Below are 18,182 nucleotides of genomic sequence, written 5' to 3' on the forward strand. Positions count from 1 at the left end.
TTTTAAGTATGAATAGTAATCAGTTAAAGTTATCCCCAGCTGCAGCAGATTGTGTAAATCAAATGGTGTTTGTTAGCGGGATGCCCCGTACAGGGACAACTGTTCTGGGAAATCTCATCGGCTCTTTTAGCAATATAGATTACCATTTTGAACCACCAATGATAAAAGCCTTACTAGGCTATTTAGAAACTGGTAGTTTGCAAGCCAATGAGTTTAAATTTCTATTTGAGACCTATTGTTTTGAAGAGTTATTGGTACCTCATCTGGCCGGTCGAACGCTCAATTTCAATACGCATGATGACAGCTATATTAAGAATTTTCTTTCAGAAGAGGAATTAAAGAAACGCTTAGGAAAAAGCCACCGAAAGAGAACGATTGAAGCAGAAGCAAAAGCGTATAGGCTAGCCATAAAAATGCCTGCTAGTTTACTGGAAATGGCAGCATTACAAAATATTTATCCGGAATTCATTAAAATTATTACCTATAGAAATTTTAATGATGTTTTGCATTCTATTTTAAAGAAAGCTTGGTTTGCTCCTGAACATCTTTCAGTAAATGGCCCTACATTATTATATCCTTATCTCATTTATAAAGATTTAAAAATACCATCTTGTATTCCAAAAAAGTATCATAGTTCTTTTGTGGAAGCTGATGAATTGCATAAAGCCGTGATATATTATATCAGTCAGTATGAGGCTTTGGGAAAAATAAGAAGGTTCATTTTTATTAGATATGAAAACTTTACTCAAGCTCCTTTAGAAATCAGCAAACAATTAGCAAAACAATTGAAAGTAGAATTAACTGATAAAAGTTTGGCAATAATTGATCAAATTAAGCCATTAGAATATCGGCATGAGGAACTTCCGATCGAAGCCAGCTGGCAAAGTAGATTAGATGAAATAGAGTCCAATTTTCAAGGTTTAAATACTGGGTCTGTAGTGAATAATATTGAAGGCTAAATGGAAAGAAGTAGAGAAGAAATATTATCACTAATTAACGACATAGAGCAGAAGTATGAGCTGGTAGATTGGCAAGAATATGGGATACATGTTTGGCCAATTATCAGAATTTTTATTTTTAATGAACTGACGGAGAAAAAGGTAACTGGGACAAGAAGCAAAACAATATCTTCTAACAAGTTTTCGATATTTTTTAATGGTTTAAAAGAATTATTTTTGGTTAGGAAAAAGTTGAAAAATGCAAAGTCCTTATTTTTTGCTAGTCAAGCCCATAGACAATCCATTAATGGTGTGAATTACAATAGATTTGTTGATCCATTGATGGATAACCTATCAAAAGATGATACAGAAATACAGATTTTGTTTGAAACTGCTAAGCAAAATGAATACACATATGAAAATTATAAGGGGTATCGACTTTTTCAGCTATCCCCTATACTAGATCTGTTACATTTAATGTCGAGGATCAAGAATAGAATAAATAAACCTGCTTTTGATGTTGGGTCTCGGATTGGGCAAATGAATGAACTGCCTATAGGCCTGAGAAAAAAACTAGTTAGGAAAATGAGTCGACAGCTTCCATTAATTCCAGTTTATCAATCATTTAGTGGTTGGTTACTTCGGCAATACCAAGGTGATAAACTATATTTCGTTTGCTATTATGGATTATTCAATATGGTCATAATAAGTGAAGCTAGAAAATTAAATATGTCCACCATTGATATTCAGCATGGAGTTATTAGCGATAAACACATTGCTTATGCATTTAAAAAAATGCCCAAAAATGGTTATAATAGTTTGCCAAATGAGTTTTGGACCTGGACGAACTATGAAGTTGATTGCATCAATCAGTGGGCTAGTGCTTATCCGCAACATCAAGCAACTAATACAGGGAATGCCTGGATCCAGGCTATACAAAAAAACAAAATTAATTTCGGTAACCTGGATGAACAAATAAAGTATGAGGAAAAACCTATTATATTATACACATTGTCCAATAGAGACGACATTTTTCCAGATTTTTTAATAGAAGCCATAAAAAAGTTGTCAGGAGAATTTTCTTTTTGGTTTAGACTTCATCCTCGTCAAATAGCACTTAAAGATCAAATTGGGGGGAGTTTGAAATCCTTAGGGATATTTGATTTGGTTGAATTAAACCGAGCTACAGACTTGCCTTTACCCTTAATTTTGAAATATACACATCTCCATATAACCCAATTTTCAACCGTTGTTTTGGAGGCTGCACATTTTAAGGTGTCTAGCATATTAATTCATACTTTAGGAAGGACTTATTTTGCAGATAATCCACTAAAAGACTATTTTTATTTTTATGATCTTAAAAAAGGTTCGTTTGAAGAACTCATAAAAAAACTTATGAAGAATGATTAGATTATTACAAAGAATAATTAATAAAGTGAGTAATCTTAATACACTAGAAGGTCAAATACGAATTGATAAAAATGTAATCATTCGCTCCTCTAAATGTATTGGAGAGGTATCTATTGGAGAAAATTCAAAAGTCATTAATACAAACTTATTAGGTAAAGTTTCAATTGGTAAGCATTGTAAATTATTAAATGCTGAGTTAACAGGTGAAGTAGTCTTAGGAAGGTATACTTCAATTGCTGGTCAAGGTACTACTATTTCTTCTCAGTTTCATCCAATAACTATTGGTAGTTTTTGTTCAATTGCTTCCAATTGCACTATTTTGGAATTTAACCATCCAATTAGTAAGTTATCTACATATTATATAAATAAACATATTTTTAATGAAAGTAGCCCTGAAAATGACAGAGAGTCTAAAGGGGAAATAGTTGTTGGAAATGATGTATGGATTGGGGCAAATGTAGTCATATTATCTGGTGTGAAGATTGGAAATGGTGCTATCATTGGCTCTAACGCAATTGTTTCAAAAGATATTCCACCCTATGCAGTAGTAGGAGGGATACCTGCAAAAATTATTAAGTATAGATTTGAACAGAATATTATTTCAAAACTAAATCGGCTTGCCTGGTGGGATTGGCCACTAGAAAAAATAATTGACCATAAAGCACTTTTTACCAAAAAATCATTAGAATTAGAAGATTTAAATAATTTATAAATTGAAAATACTATACGTTAGTTTGGTTGACATATCCCAACCTACAGGCCCTGGTACCAATGAGCTGGAATTTGTAAACGCTATGCAAGTTCAAAGCAAGAAGCATGATGATGAATCTTATTGCTTAACAATTAAATTAAAAGCTAAGCCACAGTATGAACTGGAGAACCATTATGAGTTTGAAGACCCAAATAATCCTCCTTCATTCACCAAAGCATTTAAAGATCAAGCTTCTTATTTAAAACAGTTTAAACAAATTATAAACAAAATTGAAGAGAAAGGCGGAGCAATTGATCTATTTGTTATACGCTTAGCTGGAAACAAACTATTTAGATGTATAAAATTTTTGAGTAACGAGAAAAGGCCTTTTGCAATCAAACATTTTCACACTTTCCTTAATAAAAAAGTAACGGGGATTAATACTTGGATAGATCAGTACAATCTTAGTAAAATTTGTAAACGAGCAATATGTATAGATACAACTTGGCAGAAATTACTTGATCATCTAAATGAAAAGGGGATTAGAAATGTGGCATTAATAGATAATGGGACTAATGTAGATAATTTTTTTCCAGGTGATAAGCAGGTTTTGAAGGAACAATATGAATTAAGCCAATTCAGTCATATTATTTCTTATATAGGAGGAGTTCCCTTAGAACGTGGTGCAGCAGAAATCATAAAATCAGTACCTCTAATAAAAAAAGAATTTCCTAATGCTGGATTTTTAATTATTGGAGATAATAAAAAAGGTAAATCACATATTCAGGAAATGGAAAAGATGGCTGCTGAAACTGGATTTAGTGACTCCATTATTATTAAAGGATTTTTACCTTTTGAACAAGTCCCTCCCTATTTTCAATTGTCAGATGTTGGTGTAGCTTTAGTGCCAGAAGAAATAGTGGAAAATTTCGGAAATTCCTCACAAAAAATATACCAATATTTAGCAAGTGGAACACCAGTAGTTGTTCCCAAAAATTGTCATAGTGATTTACTTGATAAAGGATTTGTTGCTGATTTTCAGTATAAAAGTATTGAAGAATTTGCAAATCATGTGATAAAGTTGTTAAATCAAGGGGGAGAAAAAAAATCTAATGTTCAGGAAGATATGCATAGATTTGTAGAAAATAATTACTCAGCAATTGGAAAATACGAGGAACGAAGGGATTTTTGGTTAAGCAATTTATAATTAATATAAAAAGGACTTGAGAATATTTCAATATTTTAAAAGAAAAATCAAGAATAAAGTTCACCTTGAAAATTGTAAATTAGGTGAAGGTGTGCAGTTAAGGACAAAAGTTATTTGTGAAGGAAATAATAGGATAGATTCCTTCTCTATAATTGAGGGTGATACAGTTAAATTAGGTAGTTTTTCAACTATTAGTTCACATTGTGTATTAAGAGGGCCAATTTCAATAGGTAGATTTTCCCAATTAGGACCTCATGTAGTAATTGTATCTAGGGATCATCCTTTTAAATCATTTACTATTTGTGTAAATGGTATGTTTTTAAATGGGGATAGAAAAAAATTGCAAATAGTAAAAGAAGTAAAGATTGGTAATGATGTTTGGATAGGAGCTGGAGCTAGTATCTTAAAAGGTGTGACTATAGGCAATGGCGTCATAATTGCAGCAGGAGCAGTAGTAAAAGAAGATGTGCCTTCATATCAAATTTATGGGGGGGTGCCTGCCAAATTTATAGGAAAAAGATACACTGATGATATAATTGATAAATTAGAAAGCATTAGTTGGTGGGATTGGCCTATAAAAAGAATTCAAAAGAACTATATTTTGTTTCAAAAATCAGCCATTGACATTAGTGATCTAAATTCAATAAAATAAAATATAAAATACTGGATTTAGGGTTGAATTATTAATTATATGAAATTTTCGGATAAAGTAGCATTTAGTATTGGCACTGGTCGTTGTGGAACTAAGTTTTTATATGAACTTTTAACTCATCAACCAAATGTGGTTTCTCATCATGAGCGCTTACCTATGGAGGATAGTTTTTATCGCTATGCTGAGTGGAATTCACTTCCTATTGATCATACTGGTTACTTTCAAATTAAAAAGAATGCAATAGAAGAAGATTTAGGAACTGCTCAATTCTCTTTCGAATCAAGTGCATACCTATCTTTAGCGGTCCAACCTTTATATGAGTACTTTAATGCCAAGTTTATAATGTTGGTTCGTGCACCACATGCTGTTGTAACTAGTTACTATAAAAAGGGTTGGTATAAGGACTCATTATTTATTGAAGATTATTCGAAATCGCCAGGTTTACAACCAAAAATGAGTTTGCAACACCATAGTTTTAGTAGAATAGTTCCTAGTGGTGATGAATTGAAGAATTGGATGAAACTAAGTCGAATAGGTAAATTGGCATGGTACTATAAATCATTGAATGAGAAGATATTAGCGCAGTTAGAGAATCTCCCAAGCTCTCAATTTATGGTGATTAAACTAGAAGATCTTGATTTCAATAAATATCTGGATATTGCCGATTTTCTATCTTTTAAGAATAGGTTAAGTGAAAATACTTTTAAAAAGGTCACTAATAAAAAAGTAAATACTCTTAGTCCTTCCCATAAATTTTATAAGTGGACTGATCAAGAGAAAGAAGAATTTTTTGAACACACTAAAGATATTAGTGGTAAGCTAGGCTACAATTATACACCTGAATACATTGAAAAGCTGTCTCAAGCTCCAAAAAGCAAATTGCATTCTAATTCTTTGCTTAATAAAATTTTAAAAATACGGTAGCTTAGACGAATGAAAATTATATATTTATCAGACGCAGATTTTCCAACAAGGGCAGCTCATGGAATTCATATAATGAAAATGTGTGAGTCTTTAGCTGTGGACAATGAAGTAGAATTAATTTCTTATGATTATCATTCAAGTAGTAAATCAGTAGCAGATAAAGAAATTTTTGATTTTTATAATGTAAAACCTGATTTTAAAATCCTAAAGTTTAAATGGAGTGATTTTAAGGGGTCGAAATATTTATTTTCTTTTTTAAAAGCAATTTATGCTTATACCCGAAAGGGGGATATTTATTATGCCAGAGATTTTTATACCGCCTTATTCATGGTAAATATGGGGAAGCAGGTGGTGCAAGAATTTCATCATCCATTAAAAATGAAAAGAGGGTTTCTAGGTTGGCTTACAAAAAGGTATCTTAAAAGGGTTAAAAAAATTACGGTCATATCTGATGCTTTGAAGCATCAAATGATTGAAACTTTTAATTTACCTAACAATAAAATTATTGTTGCACATGATGCAAGTGTTCCTCCTGCAACAACCAAAAAAATTATTTTGGGATCAGGAAATCATGTGGGTTATGTGGGGCATCTTTATACTGGAAAAGGTATGGAAATAGTTGTGGAGCTAGCTAAGAGAATGACTAAATTACAATTTCATGTAGTTGGAGGAAATCAAGATGATATTAATTTTTGGAAAGAGAAATATAGATATCCGAACTTAACTTACCATGGGTTTGTACAACAGTCAGAAATATCGAAATACATAAATGCTTTTGATATTTGTCTCTTGCCAAATCAACGAGTAGTGCATATTTGGAATAATTCTAGCATTAATATTTCTGATTTCACTTCCCCTTTAAAAATGTTTGAGTATATGGCTCATACAAAAGCTATCATTGCTTCAGATATTCCAGTTTTAAGAGAAGTGTTAAATGAATATAATGCCATTCTTTGCAATCCTGAAAATTTAGAAGATTGGGAGCAAGCCATTAATCAATTAATAGAAGACCCAGCCAAGAGGCTATCCATTGCTGAGCAAGCTTACCAAGATTTTCTTTGTACTTACACGTGGAAAAAACGTTCAGAAAATATTTTAATGCAAATTAATGGTTAAAAAGGTAGTTATATTTGTTTTTTATCAAACTAAGAGTCAAGCGAATGGGGGGGTTAATAGTTTATGGCAGCTAATTAAATCATTCGATGCTATTAGCCCTATTTTAATAACTAATGCTCGTACTAAAGTGGTCGAAGAGGCTGAAAGTTTAGGTTTTGAGGTGTTAATTACCACTAGTAGAGATTCTTTCAGTGTATTTGCAAGGATTTTTAATTTATTTTTTTGGTCTTCAAGCATACTAAAAACAGTAATTCAACATCGAGTTAGTGCCATCCACTTTAATGATATCATTGCATTATCTTATGGGGTTTTAGTAGCAAAAGTGCTTAAAGTATTCCATTTTCGGCATAAGCTAAAACTGATTTTTAATATACGTGATGTATTTGAGCCCCAATTAGCCTATACAAAAAAATGGAAACTAGTTAATTTTTGTGATGAGATTATTGTTTTGTCAAATTCCATGAAAGAACAATTGTATCTAAGATTACCTTTAAAGAATATAAAGTATTGGCAAGATCATATGCATGCCATTTACAGTATAGTTGATTTGGAAAGGTTTTGTCCTGTTGGTGAGGAAAAGCAGCAAGACATTAAACATCAACTTTCATTGGATCCAACTCAATTACATTGGGCGTATGTGGCTACATTTAATACAAAAAAGAATCAATTGGGCTTTATAAAAGAATTGCAAGAAGAGTTAAAGACGCATAATGTAATTGTTCATTTTGTGGGTGATATTAATACTTATGCTCATAAGTGTCAGACATTAGTCAAAGAGTTAGGACTTCAAGATAAATGTGTATTTCATGGTTATTACAGTAGTATAGAGGATTTTTATCGTGCAACTGATTTGACTATTGTGCCTACAAAAAGAGAAGGATTGGCTCGTTGTATGATTGAGAGTTTAGCTTGTAAAGGAACAGTGGTCTCTTTTGATGTTAGCAGCGCTGAGGAAATATTAATTGCCAATGATTGCGGATTAGTTGTGCCTCAAGGTAATTATGAGCTGTTTTTTGAACAGGCATATCACCTCAGTCAAAATAAATCACAAATGGATAGATTTTCAAAAAACGGTCGTAATTTAGCCAATCAGTTATTTTCAAAACAAGCTATAGTAGCTAGCTATCAAAATATCTATCTAAATTGATCAATAAATTTAACGTTTATGTTGAGATCCCCCGGCTATTGAAAGCATGGGTGATATTCTATTTTATTTCTTATAATCTGACAAATAACATACTTCAATTATTTTATGAAGACAATTTAAGTGCATCGCTGTTGGCTATTGTATTCCTAAGAATTACACATGGTTTATTGGTATTAATTCCTTTTTTTATTGCCCGATTTGGAATGTTGCATCTTCTTGTTTTCCCCTATCTACTTGGTCAGCTCAAGTCAGTTGCACAAAATCCCTTGGGCTTATTTTCATATAACTTTCAAGATGGGGTAGCAGTACAAACCACCTCTCTTGGGGAATTTCCTTATGATGTTTTGGTTTCCTTAAACCTAGAGAAGGAATTTTATTCTCTTCTGTGGTTGATTTTTATGTATGCCGGTTTTTTCTTTTACAAAGGGTATATCAAATTAAATTTGAATCAAATAAACTTAAATGGATTTTCATCTCGCATACAATGGGTTGCCTTTGCTTACTTTTTATTTATTTTTACTTTTTTTTCTTATACCAACGGAATTACCGCTTGGATTTCAGAATGGGGGGCAGCAGGGGGTAGGCATGAAGCTACGGAGGGCTTAGGCCCAATTTTAAGGATATTTCAAGTGACATTTATTGTTCCTTTAGTTTGGTATTTACTTGAGGGGAAAAAAGCAATGAAGAACCCAATCTTTATTACTATATTTCTTATGGCCATCATTATTGGTTTTTTAACTACAGGTTCTAGATCTTCAGTTGTTGTAGTGTTAGTCGTTTTTTTAGTGGCCTATATTATCAAAACCAGAAAAATCCCTAAAATTTCATCAGTTTTTGCTGGTATCTTAGCAGTTCTCTTATTTGGTTTGCTGGGACAAATAAGAACAGCCTCTACCTTTAATCAAGGTAAATGGAGCTGGTCAGATATTGAATTTGATTTTCAGTCAAATTTGGACAGGGCTGCAGACGAATCTGAAGCTTGGAGAAGTTTAGGAGCTGATTTGGCAACTTATGTTACGGTACCAGAAAGAATTGATTTTCTTTATGGCAAAACCTATATGGCGGCAATAGCTTTTTGGCTCCCTCGAGCTATATGGAAGGACAAGCCTCATGGAGTTGGTTACTATACAGGGCGAGAAATATATGGAGCAGGAAATGGAGTACCTCCAGGTCCTATCGCTGAAGCTTATTGGAATTTTGGTTTTCCTGGTATAGTTATCCTAAGTTTTATTTATGGTATGGGAATAAGTTTAATTTCTAGAACATATGAGATATATTATCGGTCTCCTGGAGTAGTAGCTATTTATATTCTGATAATTGCTACAGGCTTTAGCTTTTCTTCTTTGGGCTTAACCACAATTTTTCAAACCGTATTGATCTCTTATTTTATAATGCGTGTTTTAAAAGTAATTTGAGTAGAATAATATGAAATTGCAGCCAAATCTCTTCTTACTAGGCCTTCCAAAATGTGGTACAAGCACTTTTTTTGATCAATTATGCAAACACAGTGCTATTGAAGGGACCAATCCAAAAGAGACTTTTCAACTATTGGATGAGGATAGTGAATTGATAACATTAAAGAAACATGATAGTTGGAAACATGTAATGCCTCATTCATCAGATCAGGTATCATATGTACTGGAAGGAAGCACCCATACCATTTTTCAGAAAATGGCTCCTGAATACTTCAAAAGGAATCCTGAAGTAAAAGGTATCATTGTATTGAGGGATCCTGTAAAAAGAATTTATTCATCATTTAATTTCACAAAGTATAACCTCAACTCTATAAACCCCATAATTTCATTTGATGCTTATGTTAATGATTTACTAGCTGATGCGGATTTCCAGTACATAAAAAATGAAGTAAGTAGGTTTGTTTTGTCCCATGAGCTATACTATTCGAAATATGACTATGTATTACAGTCCTGGCAGTCACTTATTAAAGAAGGAAGAGTTAAAATAATTATCTTTGAAGCTTTGATAGATTCTCCGGAAGATATTTATCGTGACTTGTTTAATTGGTTAGCAATTACTCAGGAAAAAATATGGGAGACAAAAGCTAAAAATACTACTTTGCAACCGAAGAAAGAATGGTTGCACCAACTAGCAGTTATTGTCAATAAAAAAGTTTATAATTGGCGAGTTTTTCAACCTATCAAAAAGTTATACAAGTCAAATATGACTAAAGTACACCATGCAACTGAGGAGGATTTAAAAGCCATGAATAAATTAAGAGGGGCTTTGAACGATAGTATTGAAAATCTCAATAGACAATTCGGTATTGATACATCATATTGGAAATAAAATTATATGTTATTTAATTCATTTACCTTCTGGATTTTCTTTACGCTTTTTTTTATGGTGTATTGGCTTATCCATCAAAAAAAAGATTTAAGAAACATATGGATATTATTAGCGAGCTATGTTTTCTATAGTTGGTGGGATTGGCGTTTCCTAAGCCTTATCATCATTAGTACCTTGATAGATTACTTTGTAGCACAACAGATTGACAAAAGTACAGATAGACGTAGAAAAAAGTGGCTATTGTCGCTATCTGTTATAGCTAACCTGGGCTTTTTGGCTTACTTTAAATATGCTAATTTTTTCATAGATAATTTTGTGGAAGTGCTTCAGACCATTGGGTTTCAGGCCAACATGAGTACTTTAAACATTATTTTGCCGGTAGGTATTTCATTTTATACTTTTCAAACGATGTCTTATACTATTGATGTATACAGACAGAAGATGCCTGCAACCAGTCGCATAATTGACTTTGCAGCATATGTTAGTTTTTTTCCTCAATTAGTAGCAGGCCCAATTGAAAGAGCACAGCGATTACTTCCTCAGTTTTTACAAAAGACTAAGTTTTCATTTAGAAATGCACAAATTGGTACTTCTCAAATTGTGTGGGGACTCTTTAAGAAAATAGTAATAGCAGATAATTGTGCTATTTATGTTGATCAAATATTTTCAAACTATGCTCAGCAAGATAGTTTAAGTTTAATACTAGGAGCGGTGTTATTCGCCTTTCAAATATATTGTGATTTTTCGGGTTACTCTGATATCGCAATAGGCTTGTCCAGATTGTTAGGATTCGAATTAATGACCAATTTTAGATATCCATATTTTTCCAGAGATATAGCAGAATTTTGGAGAAGATGGCATATCTCCTTATCAACTTGGTTTAGAGATTACTTATATATACCGCTAGGAGGGTCTAAAAATGGTAAGTATTTAGCGTTGAGAAATATTTTCATCATATTTATTGTTAGTGGATTTTGGCACGGTGCTAACTGGACGTTTATTATTTGGGGTGCTTTACATGCGCTGTATTATGTGCCACTTTTCATTTTTGGGACCAATAGGAATAATTTAGATGTAATAGCATCTGAAACAATTTTACCCTCTTTTAAATCAATTTTCGGATTAGCAGTTACATTCATTTTAACTACTTTTGCTTGGGTATTTTTTAGATCCGCCTCTGCTTCAGATGCATTTGATTATATTTCATTGATGTTTCAGTTTCAGAATGTAGGCACTGATTTACTTATCCCCATTTTTTTATGGGTAGAAATAATTGTCTTACTATTGATTGATTACTTGAGCAGGAAAAAGGATTTTGTGTTTTTTGAAAATCAATTTATACAAATACTTTTCTTGATAGCTACCATTATACAGCTTATACTATTTGGATATTATGAGAGTGACCAAAGTTTCATCTATTTTCAGTTCTGATTTATTTAAGTATACTATTTATGTTGCAGGTTTATTTATTTTGCTTTTTCTCGTATTAGAATGCTTTTTCAGATGGATAGTTCCTGCACCTGAATTTCCTGAGCGCGCACTTGATACCACTTATGATGTTTATAAGTTTGAGCCTAATCAAGAAGGTTTATATACAAGAGGTAGACTAATTGAAGCAAAAGCTGAATGGATTATTAATAATGAGGGTTGGAACTCAGAAAAAGAATATGTTAAGGGTGCTCATATAATTCCTATTATTGGTGATTCCTATGTCCAAACACTTTTTTTTAATCCTGAAAACCATTTGTATAATCTATTTCAAGAGGCCGATCCAGTACATGATTATTATGCTTTTGGTATTCAAGGTGCATCTTTATCCCAATATCTTAATATTTTGAAATATACTGTAACACAGTTTGATGTTGATTCAGCTATAATCGTAATTGACGAAAAAGATATCATTGAATCTATTACCAATCTGTCAAGTATGCCTAGGAATATGCAATTGAAAATAAAAGGTGATGAAATTCAGGAAGTTCCTCCTACCTATTTTGAACATCCTTTGCGTCAGTTCATTAAGAACTTCGCCACTTTTAGATACTTTTATATGAATTTTGAATTTCAATTAGATGTAGGAAATGCAAAGGTGCATAAAAGTAAGAAAGTAATTAAGAAAGCAGATGGTAAAAAACAACAGGCAGTGAATTACATAATTGATGAAATGTTAAAAATTAAACCTGACCTAGTTTTATGTTTTATACTTGACGCAGATAGAAAAGCTATTTATAAAGGTGAAGAAAAGGAGAATTCTGATTATTATCCTTACTTTAAAAATTATCATGACAATGAAAGAGTAGTATTGCTGGACTTACAAGATACCTTGCAAAATCATTATCAAAAGTATCAACAGAAATTTGAACTTTCCGAATCAGATCACCACTGGAATTTGCCTACTTATAAATTGATTGTAAATAAAACCATCGCAGATTTTGTTGAAAAATAAACCTAAGAAGAAAATAGTCTTTTTCTCCTCTAAAATTGATAGCGGTGGAGCAGAAAAACACCTGGTCAGGTTGATAAATGCATTAGCTAGTAAATCCAATTTAGAGCTTACCTTGATAGTAACAGTCGCTGGAGGGAATTATGAATCTCTATTAAATCAAAATATTCGTCTTATTCCTTTACTAAATCAAAGTGGTTCCTATACAGCTTCAATGGTTAAGGCTTTTCTATTGTTAAAAAAGAAAATAAAAGAAATACAGCCAGATCTTATCTTTAGTATTCAAGATGGTCCTAATGTGGTCATGCTGATGCGTACATTTTTCTCTAACATACCTGTTTTAATTGGTGTACAAAATAATCCAATTATTGATTTAAATAGAACGCCTATTACAAGGGCTATCAAATGGATAGCTACTAAGCTTTACCCTAGAGCTAAACATATGATTTCTCTGTCTTCAGGCGTTGCTTCTGATTATCTTCACTTAATTCCAAAATTGCAGGGAAAAATAACTGTTGTACCAAATGTAGGCTGGCCAGAGACTGTAAAACCTAAGGAGGACGTGGTATATGAAAAACCAGTACAACTTCTGGCAGTTGGCCGTTTGGAAGAACAAAAAGATTACGCAACATTTTTTAATGCTTTAGCACTATTGAAACAAAAGAATCAATCATTCAAGCTGACAATATTAGGTAGAGGGGCAAAGGAGGCGGAATTAAAAAGGCTTAGTCTGAAATTAGATCTAAATGATGATATAGAATTTAAAGGATTTACTTCTGATGTCTCAACTTACTTTTACAATAGTGATATATTTGTACTGAGTTCTAAGTGGGAGGGTTTTGGTAATGTGATTGTAGAAGCTATGGCTCATGGTCTACCAGTAATTTCCTCAGATTGCCCGCATGGTCCTTCGGAAATCATTGAGAACAGAAAAAATGGTCTCTTGTTCGAAGTAGGTAATGCTATGCAGTTATCAGAATATATCCAAGAGCTTACTCAAAATGAATTATTAAGAAAAGAGTTGATGGTAAATGGTTTGGAGAGGGCTAATATGTATAAGCCTGAGAAAATCGCAGAACGATATTACAAAATATTTGATGAATTTCTATGTGTGGAATAGCTGGCTTTATTGACTTTACCAAAGTAACGGCCAATAAAGATTATTTGCGGGCAATTACTGATACTCTTGCAAAAAGAGGCCCTGATGGAGCTGGTTATCAATTAATAGATAATCAGTATGCACGGATAGGTTTTGGGCATAGAAGGCTTTCGATTATTGATTTATCTGATAATGCGAAGCAGCCTATGTTTAATAAAAAGCATCAAAGCTGGATAACTTTCAATGGGGAAATATACAATCATGAGCGTTTAAAGTATGAGTTACTTCCACAAGAGGAGTTTATTTCAACATCTGATACAGAGGTGTTATTAAAGTTACTGGATGAATTTGGTACGGAAAGTTTGCAGTCTGTATCAGGTATGTTTGCCTTTGCCTATTACAAAGAATCCGAAAATAAAGTTTTGTTAGCTAGAGATCCTTTAGGAGTAAAACCTTTATATTATAGCTTCGAGAATGATGTTTTTCAATTTGGCTCAGAATTGAAACCATTTCATTTGGCCACATATTTTCAACTTAAAATTGATCATGAGGCTGTTCATGAATATTTGAAACTAGGTTATATTAATGCGCCTAGATCCATTTATAAGAATGTAAAAAAACTCTCACCAGGTAGTTATATTGAAATCAACTTAGCGAATCAAGCAATTACTGAAAAAAAATACTGGCATATATATAATGCCTATCAAACACAAAACACGAAAGATGATCAGGATATTTTCGAGGCTTTTAAAAAAGTAGCTGACGAAGCTTTTAGCAATAGGTTAGTAGCGGATGTTGAGGTTAGTTCTTTTTTAAGCGGTGGGATAGATAGTTCTTTGGTGACAGCAGTGGTGAAAAAATATAATCCTACATTAAATACTTATACCATAGGTTTTAAGGATGAGAAATTTGATGAATCTTCTTATGCTAAAAAGATAGCATCCTCACTTCAATTAATTAATAAAACTAAAATATTAGAAGAACGCGACTTCTTAAATTACGTGAATTATTTACCTGAAGTGTATGATGAGCCATTAGCTGATAATTCTTGTATTCCAACTATGATCCTTTGTGAGTTTGCTTCTCAAAATGTAAAAGTAGCTCTATCTTCAGATGGTGGTGATGAAGCTTTCTTTGGGTACAATAAATTCATCTTTATAAAAAAAATACGAGATAATTATTCTAATAGTTGGGTGAGAAAATCAATTATGGCAATCTTATGGCTGTCCTTGCCGTTTGTGAAAATATTTGATGGTCTTATTTATAACTTTTATTCCAGAGTATTAAAGTTAAGAGATATATTTCGAGCTAAGACCTATGTTGGAGCACTGAAGGCTTATGAAACTGTTTTTACTCCACAGGAAATAAGTAAATTGACAGGGATTAAATTAGCTGATATTCAAAGTGAGGAAGATTCTTTACCTAATGACATAACTTCCTTAATGCCATATACTTATCAATATTATTTACCAAGTATACTTACTAAAGTAGATAGAGCAAGTATGTTTTTTAGTTTGGAAGTAAGGGACCCTATGTTGGATAAAAACTTTGTTGAATTTGCAGCTCAAGTACCATTTCATTTAAAGTATCATCAACAAAAATCTAAAATTTTATTAAAACAATATCTTGCAGAATTTATTAACCCAGATGTTTTTGAACGTCCAAAAAAAGGCTTCAACATACCTGTATATAAGTGGATGAGAGGAGAACTCAATCTTGAGTGGAAGGAATTGCTTCAATCCGCAAAATGGGCAGAGTTAGGAATATCAAATCCAAAAGAGATTTTCAAATTGGATAAAAAATTGAGTAAAGGGCAGGCAATAAACGCTGATAAGCTTTGGAATATTTACGTTTTACTAAAATGGCATAAATACTGGCATCATGAAAGTTAATTCTATAGCATTTATTTACGATCATCGGTATTATGTCAATAATAATTCAGAGGTTTATTCTTCTGGGCCCATGGCTGCAGAAGCATGGAAGCGGTACTTGGAAGTGGCTGATAATTTGGTAGTAATAGGCACTCTGATTGAAGAATCAGATACTGAGCAAATAAAAAATCTTAGTAGATCAGATTTACCAGCTGTTGAGTTTAAATCGTTTGAATATATCTCCAACCTTAAGTCGTTCGTGAAAAACATTTTCTTTATCAATAAAAGACTTGAACAAGAGCTGGTGAAATCCTCCGCTATTGCTGCTAGGGTGCCAGGGGAGTTGCCTTATAATTCCATACAGATTGCTAAGAAAAACAAAATACCGTATTGGGTAGAGGTGGTGGGTTGCCCTTGGGATGCTTATTGGAATCATGGAAGCATTATAGGGAAAATTATAGCTCCATTTGCTTTTTTGAGACAAAAGTTGGCAGTTCGAAATGCAGACTATGTTATTTATGTGACAGAAAAATTCTTACAAAAAAGATATCCTACTAAAGGTAAAAGTATTCATGCTACGAATGCGATTATTCCTGTTATGGATGATAATGCTTTAGTTATGAAGCAAAAATTATTATCTAATTTGGATAATCAATCAACCTTTATCATTGGATTGATTGGTTCTTTTAATGTACGTTATAAAGGGCATGTAGAAATAATAAAGGCGTTATCAAAGGTTAAAAAAGATTTGCCTCCATTTGAAATAAGGATGGTAGGTCCTGGTAATTCTGATTGGGTGATAGAACTAGCAAGAGAATATAATTTATCAGAACAGGTGAAAATAATTGGAAAATTGAAATCAGGAGAAGAGATTTTGGATTTTCTGGATCAACTCCATCTGTATGTCCATCCTTCCAGACAAGAGGGGCTGCCTCGGTCTGTCATTGAGGCGATGAGTCGAGCATGTCCTGTATTGGGCGCTACTACAGGAGGTATTCCTGAGTTGTTGCCCGAAAAGGCATTGCATCAAACAGGTGATTATAATACTTTAGCACATCAACTTAAATGTTTTTTAAATACTCCTGAATTATTAAGAAGTGAAAGCAAAAGTAATTTCAAAAAAGCTCAGGATTATCAATATTATAAATTGAACGATAGGCGAAAAGCATTTTTTCAATCCATAATAGCTGATGTTAAAGAATAAAAAGAAAATTGTTTTAGCCTACACTGCGGATGTCAGTGCTATATTAATAACTGGACAAGTAAAATATTTTCAGGATAAAGGCTATGAAGTAAGTATTATTACCAAAGTTGGGGAAAAAACGAATGCTCTGATAGAGCGAGAAGGTGGTGTTGCATATTCTATCAATTTCGAACGTGAAATTTCAATTTTAAAAGATATAAAGTCTCTCTTTTTAAGTATTCGTTTATTAAATCAAATTAAACCTGATATAGTCAATGCAGGTACTCCAAAAGCTTCTTTAATATTAATGACAGCATCATGGTTCTTAAGAGTACCTACTCGTATTTATACTTGCAGAGGATTTCGATTTGAAACTGAATTGGGTATGAAAAGATTTGTTTTAAAGACTTTGGAAAAGATTTGTGGAGTATTTGCACATAAAATTGTTTGTATTAGTCCAAGTTTAAAAGAATTAGCTGTTAATGAAAACATATTTAAACAAGAAAAGACATTAGTATTGGGGAAAGGCAGTAGTAATGGGATTAGTTTAGAAAAATTTAGTAGAGCCAAATTAAATGATTTAAAACTACATGAAATTATATCTGATTATAACATTAATAAAGATTATTTTACAATTGGTTTTGCTGGAAGGTTGCACCCGGATAAAGGTTTAAAAGAGTTATTCTCAGCATATGATATACTTAAATTAAAACACCCATTTATTCAACTTTTATTAGTTGGAAGTTTAGAATCTGATGAAATTGAAAAAGAACTGGAATATAGAAAACAGGATAAAAACCTAATTTATGTAGGTTTTCAAAACGCCATAGAATACTTTATAGCTAATTTTAATGTATTAGTGTTGCCTTCCTATAGAGAAGGGTTTGGAAATGTTTTAATTCAGGCAGCTGCTTTGGGCGTGCCAACTATTACGAATAATGTAACAGGTTGTAAGGATGCAGTTTTGGATAATTTTAATGGTTTTATAGTTCCCAAAAATGATGTTAATGGATTAGTTGAAAAAATTAATTTATTAATTGAAGATAAAATGTTACAAAAAAAAATGGGTGAAAATGGAATTACTTTTTCTAAACAATTTGGTAGTAAAACTATATGGCAAGAATTGGAAATTTTATATCAAAAAAAGTTTTAAATTATCATTTGATACATATTTTTAATTTATTAATTCTAATTTTAACA

General features: G+C 32.3%; 16 protein-coding genes. All 16 read left to right on the plus strand.

From position 1 onward, the window contains the following. The first annotated feature begins 8 nt into the window (after positions 1-8). Genes JKA74_RS05680 through JKA74_RS05755 form a run of 16 tightly spaced genes read left to right on the plus strand, consistent with a single transcriptional unit; the run spans position 9 to position 18,135 of the window. Positions 9-959, plus strand: coding sequence for a sulfotransferase (locus JKA74_RS05680; RefSeq protein WP_201430213.1), 951 nt, complete (start codon positions 9-11; stop codon positions 957-959). Continuing rightward, a complete protein-coding gene (locus JKA74_RS05685; RefSeq protein WP_201430214.1) occupies positions 960-2,348 on the plus strand; it encodes a hypothetical protein in 1,389 nt (462 codons plus the stop codon). Continuing rightward, positions 2,341-3,060 (plus strand): xenobiotic acyltransferase family protein, encoded by a 720-nt coding sequence (locus JKA74_RS05690; RefSeq protein ID WP_201430215.1) that lies wholly within the window; start codon positions 2,341-2,343, stop codon positions 3,058-3,060. The genes JKA74_RS05685 and JKA74_RS05690 overlap by 8 nt, the downstream gene beginning before the upstream one ends. 1 nt (position 3,061) lies before the next feature. Continuing rightward, positions 3,062-4,246 (plus strand): glycosyltransferase, encoded by a 1,185-nt coding sequence (locus JKA74_RS05695; RefSeq protein WP_201430216.1) that lies wholly within the window; start codon positions 3,062-3,064, stop codon positions 4,244-4,246. A 16-nt stretch (positions 4,247-4,262) separates the two neighbouring features. Beyond that, a complete protein-coding gene (locus JKA74_RS20715) occupies positions 4,263-4,898 on the plus strand; it encodes a CatB-related O-acetyltransferase (RefSeq protein ID WP_236587545.1) in 636 nt (211 codons plus the stop codon). A gap of 39 nt (positions 4,899-4,937) precedes the next feature. Further along, positions 4,938-5,822 carry a sulfotransferase domain-containing protein gene (locus JKA74_RS05705; protein WP_201430217.1) on the plus strand — a complete coding sequence of 295 codons (885 nt, stop codon included), beginning with the start codon at positions 4,938-4,940 and terminating at the stop codon, positions 5,820-5,822. A gap of 9 nt (positions 5,823-5,831) precedes the next feature. Continuing rightward, a complete protein-coding gene (locus JKA74_RS05710; protein ID WP_201430218.1) occupies positions 5,832-6,938 on the plus strand; it encodes a glycosyltransferase family 4 protein in 1,107 nt (368 codons plus the stop codon). Next, positions 6,931-8,085 carry a glycosyltransferase family 4 protein gene (locus tag JKA74_RS05715; RefSeq protein ID WP_201430219.1) on the plus strand — a complete coding sequence of 385 codons (1,155 nt, stop codon included), beginning with the start codon at positions 6,931-6,933 and terminating at the stop codon, positions 8,083-8,085. Before JKA74_RS05710 ends, JKA74_RS05715 begins: the two co-directional genes overlap by 8 nt. Continuing rightward, positions 8,082-9,500, plus strand: a complete 1,419-nt coding sequence (locus JKA74_RS05720; protein ID WP_201430220.1) for an O-antigen polymerase — start codon at positions 8,082-8,084, stop codon at positions 9,498-9,500. The genes JKA74_RS05715 and JKA74_RS05720 overlap by 4 nt, the downstream gene beginning before the upstream one ends. A 10-nt stretch (positions 9,501-9,510) precedes the next feature. After that, positions 9,511-10,389 carry a sulfotransferase domain-containing protein gene (locus tag JKA74_RS05725; RefSeq protein ID WP_201430221.1) on the plus strand — a complete coding sequence of 293 codons (879 nt, stop codon included), beginning with the start codon at positions 9,511-9,513 and terminating at the stop codon, positions 10,387-10,389. A gap of 6 nt (positions 10,390-10,395) precedes the next feature. Next, the gene (locus tag JKA74_RS05730) at positions 10,396-11,820 is read left to right on the plus strand and encodes an MBOAT family O-acyltransferase (protein WP_201430222.1); all 1,425 of its coding nucleotides are present in this window, start codon (positions 10,396-10,398) and stop codon (positions 11,818-11,820) included. After that, positions 11,783-12,832 (plus strand): hypothetical protein, encoded by a 1,050-nt coding sequence (locus JKA74_RS05735; RefSeq protein ID WP_201430223.1) that lies wholly within the window; start codon positions 11,783-11,785, stop codon positions 12,830-12,832. The genes JKA74_RS05730 and JKA74_RS05735 overlap by 38 nt, the downstream gene beginning before the upstream one ends. After that, positions 12,822-13,949: a glycosyltransferase gene (locus JKA74_RS05740; RefSeq protein ID WP_201430224.1), complete on the plus strand. Its 1,128-nt coding sequence runs from the start codon at positions 12,822-12,824 to the stop codon at positions 13,947-13,949. The genes JKA74_RS05735 and JKA74_RS05740 overlap by 11 nt, the downstream gene beginning before the upstream one ends. Next, positions 13,937-15,820 carry an asparagine synthase (glutamine-hydrolyzing) gene (asnB, locus tag JKA74_RS05745; protein WP_201430225.1) on the plus strand — a complete coding sequence of 628 codons (1,884 nt, stop codon included), beginning with the start codon at positions 13,937-13,939 and terminating at the stop codon, positions 15,818-15,820. Before JKA74_RS05740 ends, asnB begins: the two co-directional genes overlap by 13 nt. Next, entirely contained in the window at positions 15,810-17,003 is a 1,194-nt protein-coding gene (locus tag JKA74_RS05750; protein ID WP_201430226.1) for a glycosyltransferase family 4 protein, read from the plus strand. Before asnB ends, JKA74_RS05750 begins: the two co-directional genes overlap by 11 nt. Further along, positions 16,990-18,135: a glycosyltransferase family 4 protein gene (locus JKA74_RS05755; RefSeq protein WP_201430227.1), complete on the plus strand. Its 1,146-nt coding sequence runs from the start codon at positions 16,990-16,992 to the stop codon at positions 18,133-18,135. The genes JKA74_RS05750 and JKA74_RS05755 overlap by 14 nt, the downstream gene beginning before the upstream one ends. Positions 18,136-18,182 lie beyond the last annotated feature (47 nt).

Origin of the sequence: Marivirga aurantiaca, assembly GCF_016679925.1 — a bacterium.
GTDB lineage: Bacteria > Bacteroidota > Bacteroidia > Cytophagales > Cyclobacteriaceae > Marivirga > Marivirga aurantiaca.

Bases quoted from the DNA above. Each gene is read 5' to 3' on its own strand.
- JKA74_RS05680 (WP_201430213.1), top strand. From the start codon at position 9: ATGAATAGTAATCAGTTAAAGTTATCCCCAGCTGCAGCAGATTGTGTA.
- JKA74_RS05685 (WP_201430214.1), top strand. From the start codon at position 960: ATGGAAAGAAGTAGAGAAGAAATATTATCACTAATTAACGACATAGAG.
- JKA74_RS05690 (WP_201430215.1), top strand. From the start codon at position 2,341: ATGATTAGATTATTACAAAGAATAATTAATAAAGTGAGTAATCTTAAT.
- JKA74_RS05705 (WP_201430217.1), top strand. From the start codon at position 4,938: ATGAAATTTTCGGATAAAGTAGCATTTAGTATTGGCACTGGTCGTTGT.
- JKA74_RS05710 (WP_201430218.1), top strand. From the start codon at position 5,832: ATGAAAATTATATATTTATCAGACGCAGATTTTCCAACAAGGGCAGCT.
- JKA74_RS05715 (WP_201430219.1), top strand. From the start codon at position 6,931: ATGGTTAAAAAGGTAGTTATATTTGTTTTTTATCAAACTAAGAGTCAA.
- JKA74_RS05725 (WP_201430221.1), top strand. From the start codon at position 9,511: ATGAAATTGCAGCCAAATCTCTTCTTACTAGGCCTTCCAAAATGTGGT.
- JKA74_RS05730 (WP_201430222.1), top strand. From the start codon at position 10,396: ATGTTATTTAATTCATTTACCTTCTGGATTTTCTTTACGCTTTTTTTT.
- JKA74_RS05735 (WP_201430223.1), top strand. From the start codon at position 11,783: ATGAGAGTGACCAAAGTTTCATCTATTTTCAGTTCTGATTTATTTAAG.
- asnB (WP_201430225.1), top strand. From the start codon at position 13,937: ATGTGTGGAATAGCTGGCTTTATTGACTTTACCAAAGTAACGGCCAAT.
- JKA74_RS05750 (WP_201430226.1), top strand. From the start codon at position 15,810: ATGAAAGTTAATTCTATAGCATTTATTTACGATCATCGGTATTATGTC.
- JKA74_RS05755 (WP_201430227.1), top strand. From the start codon at position 16,990: ATGTTAAAGAATAAAAAGAAAATTGTTTTAGCCTACACTGCGGATGTC.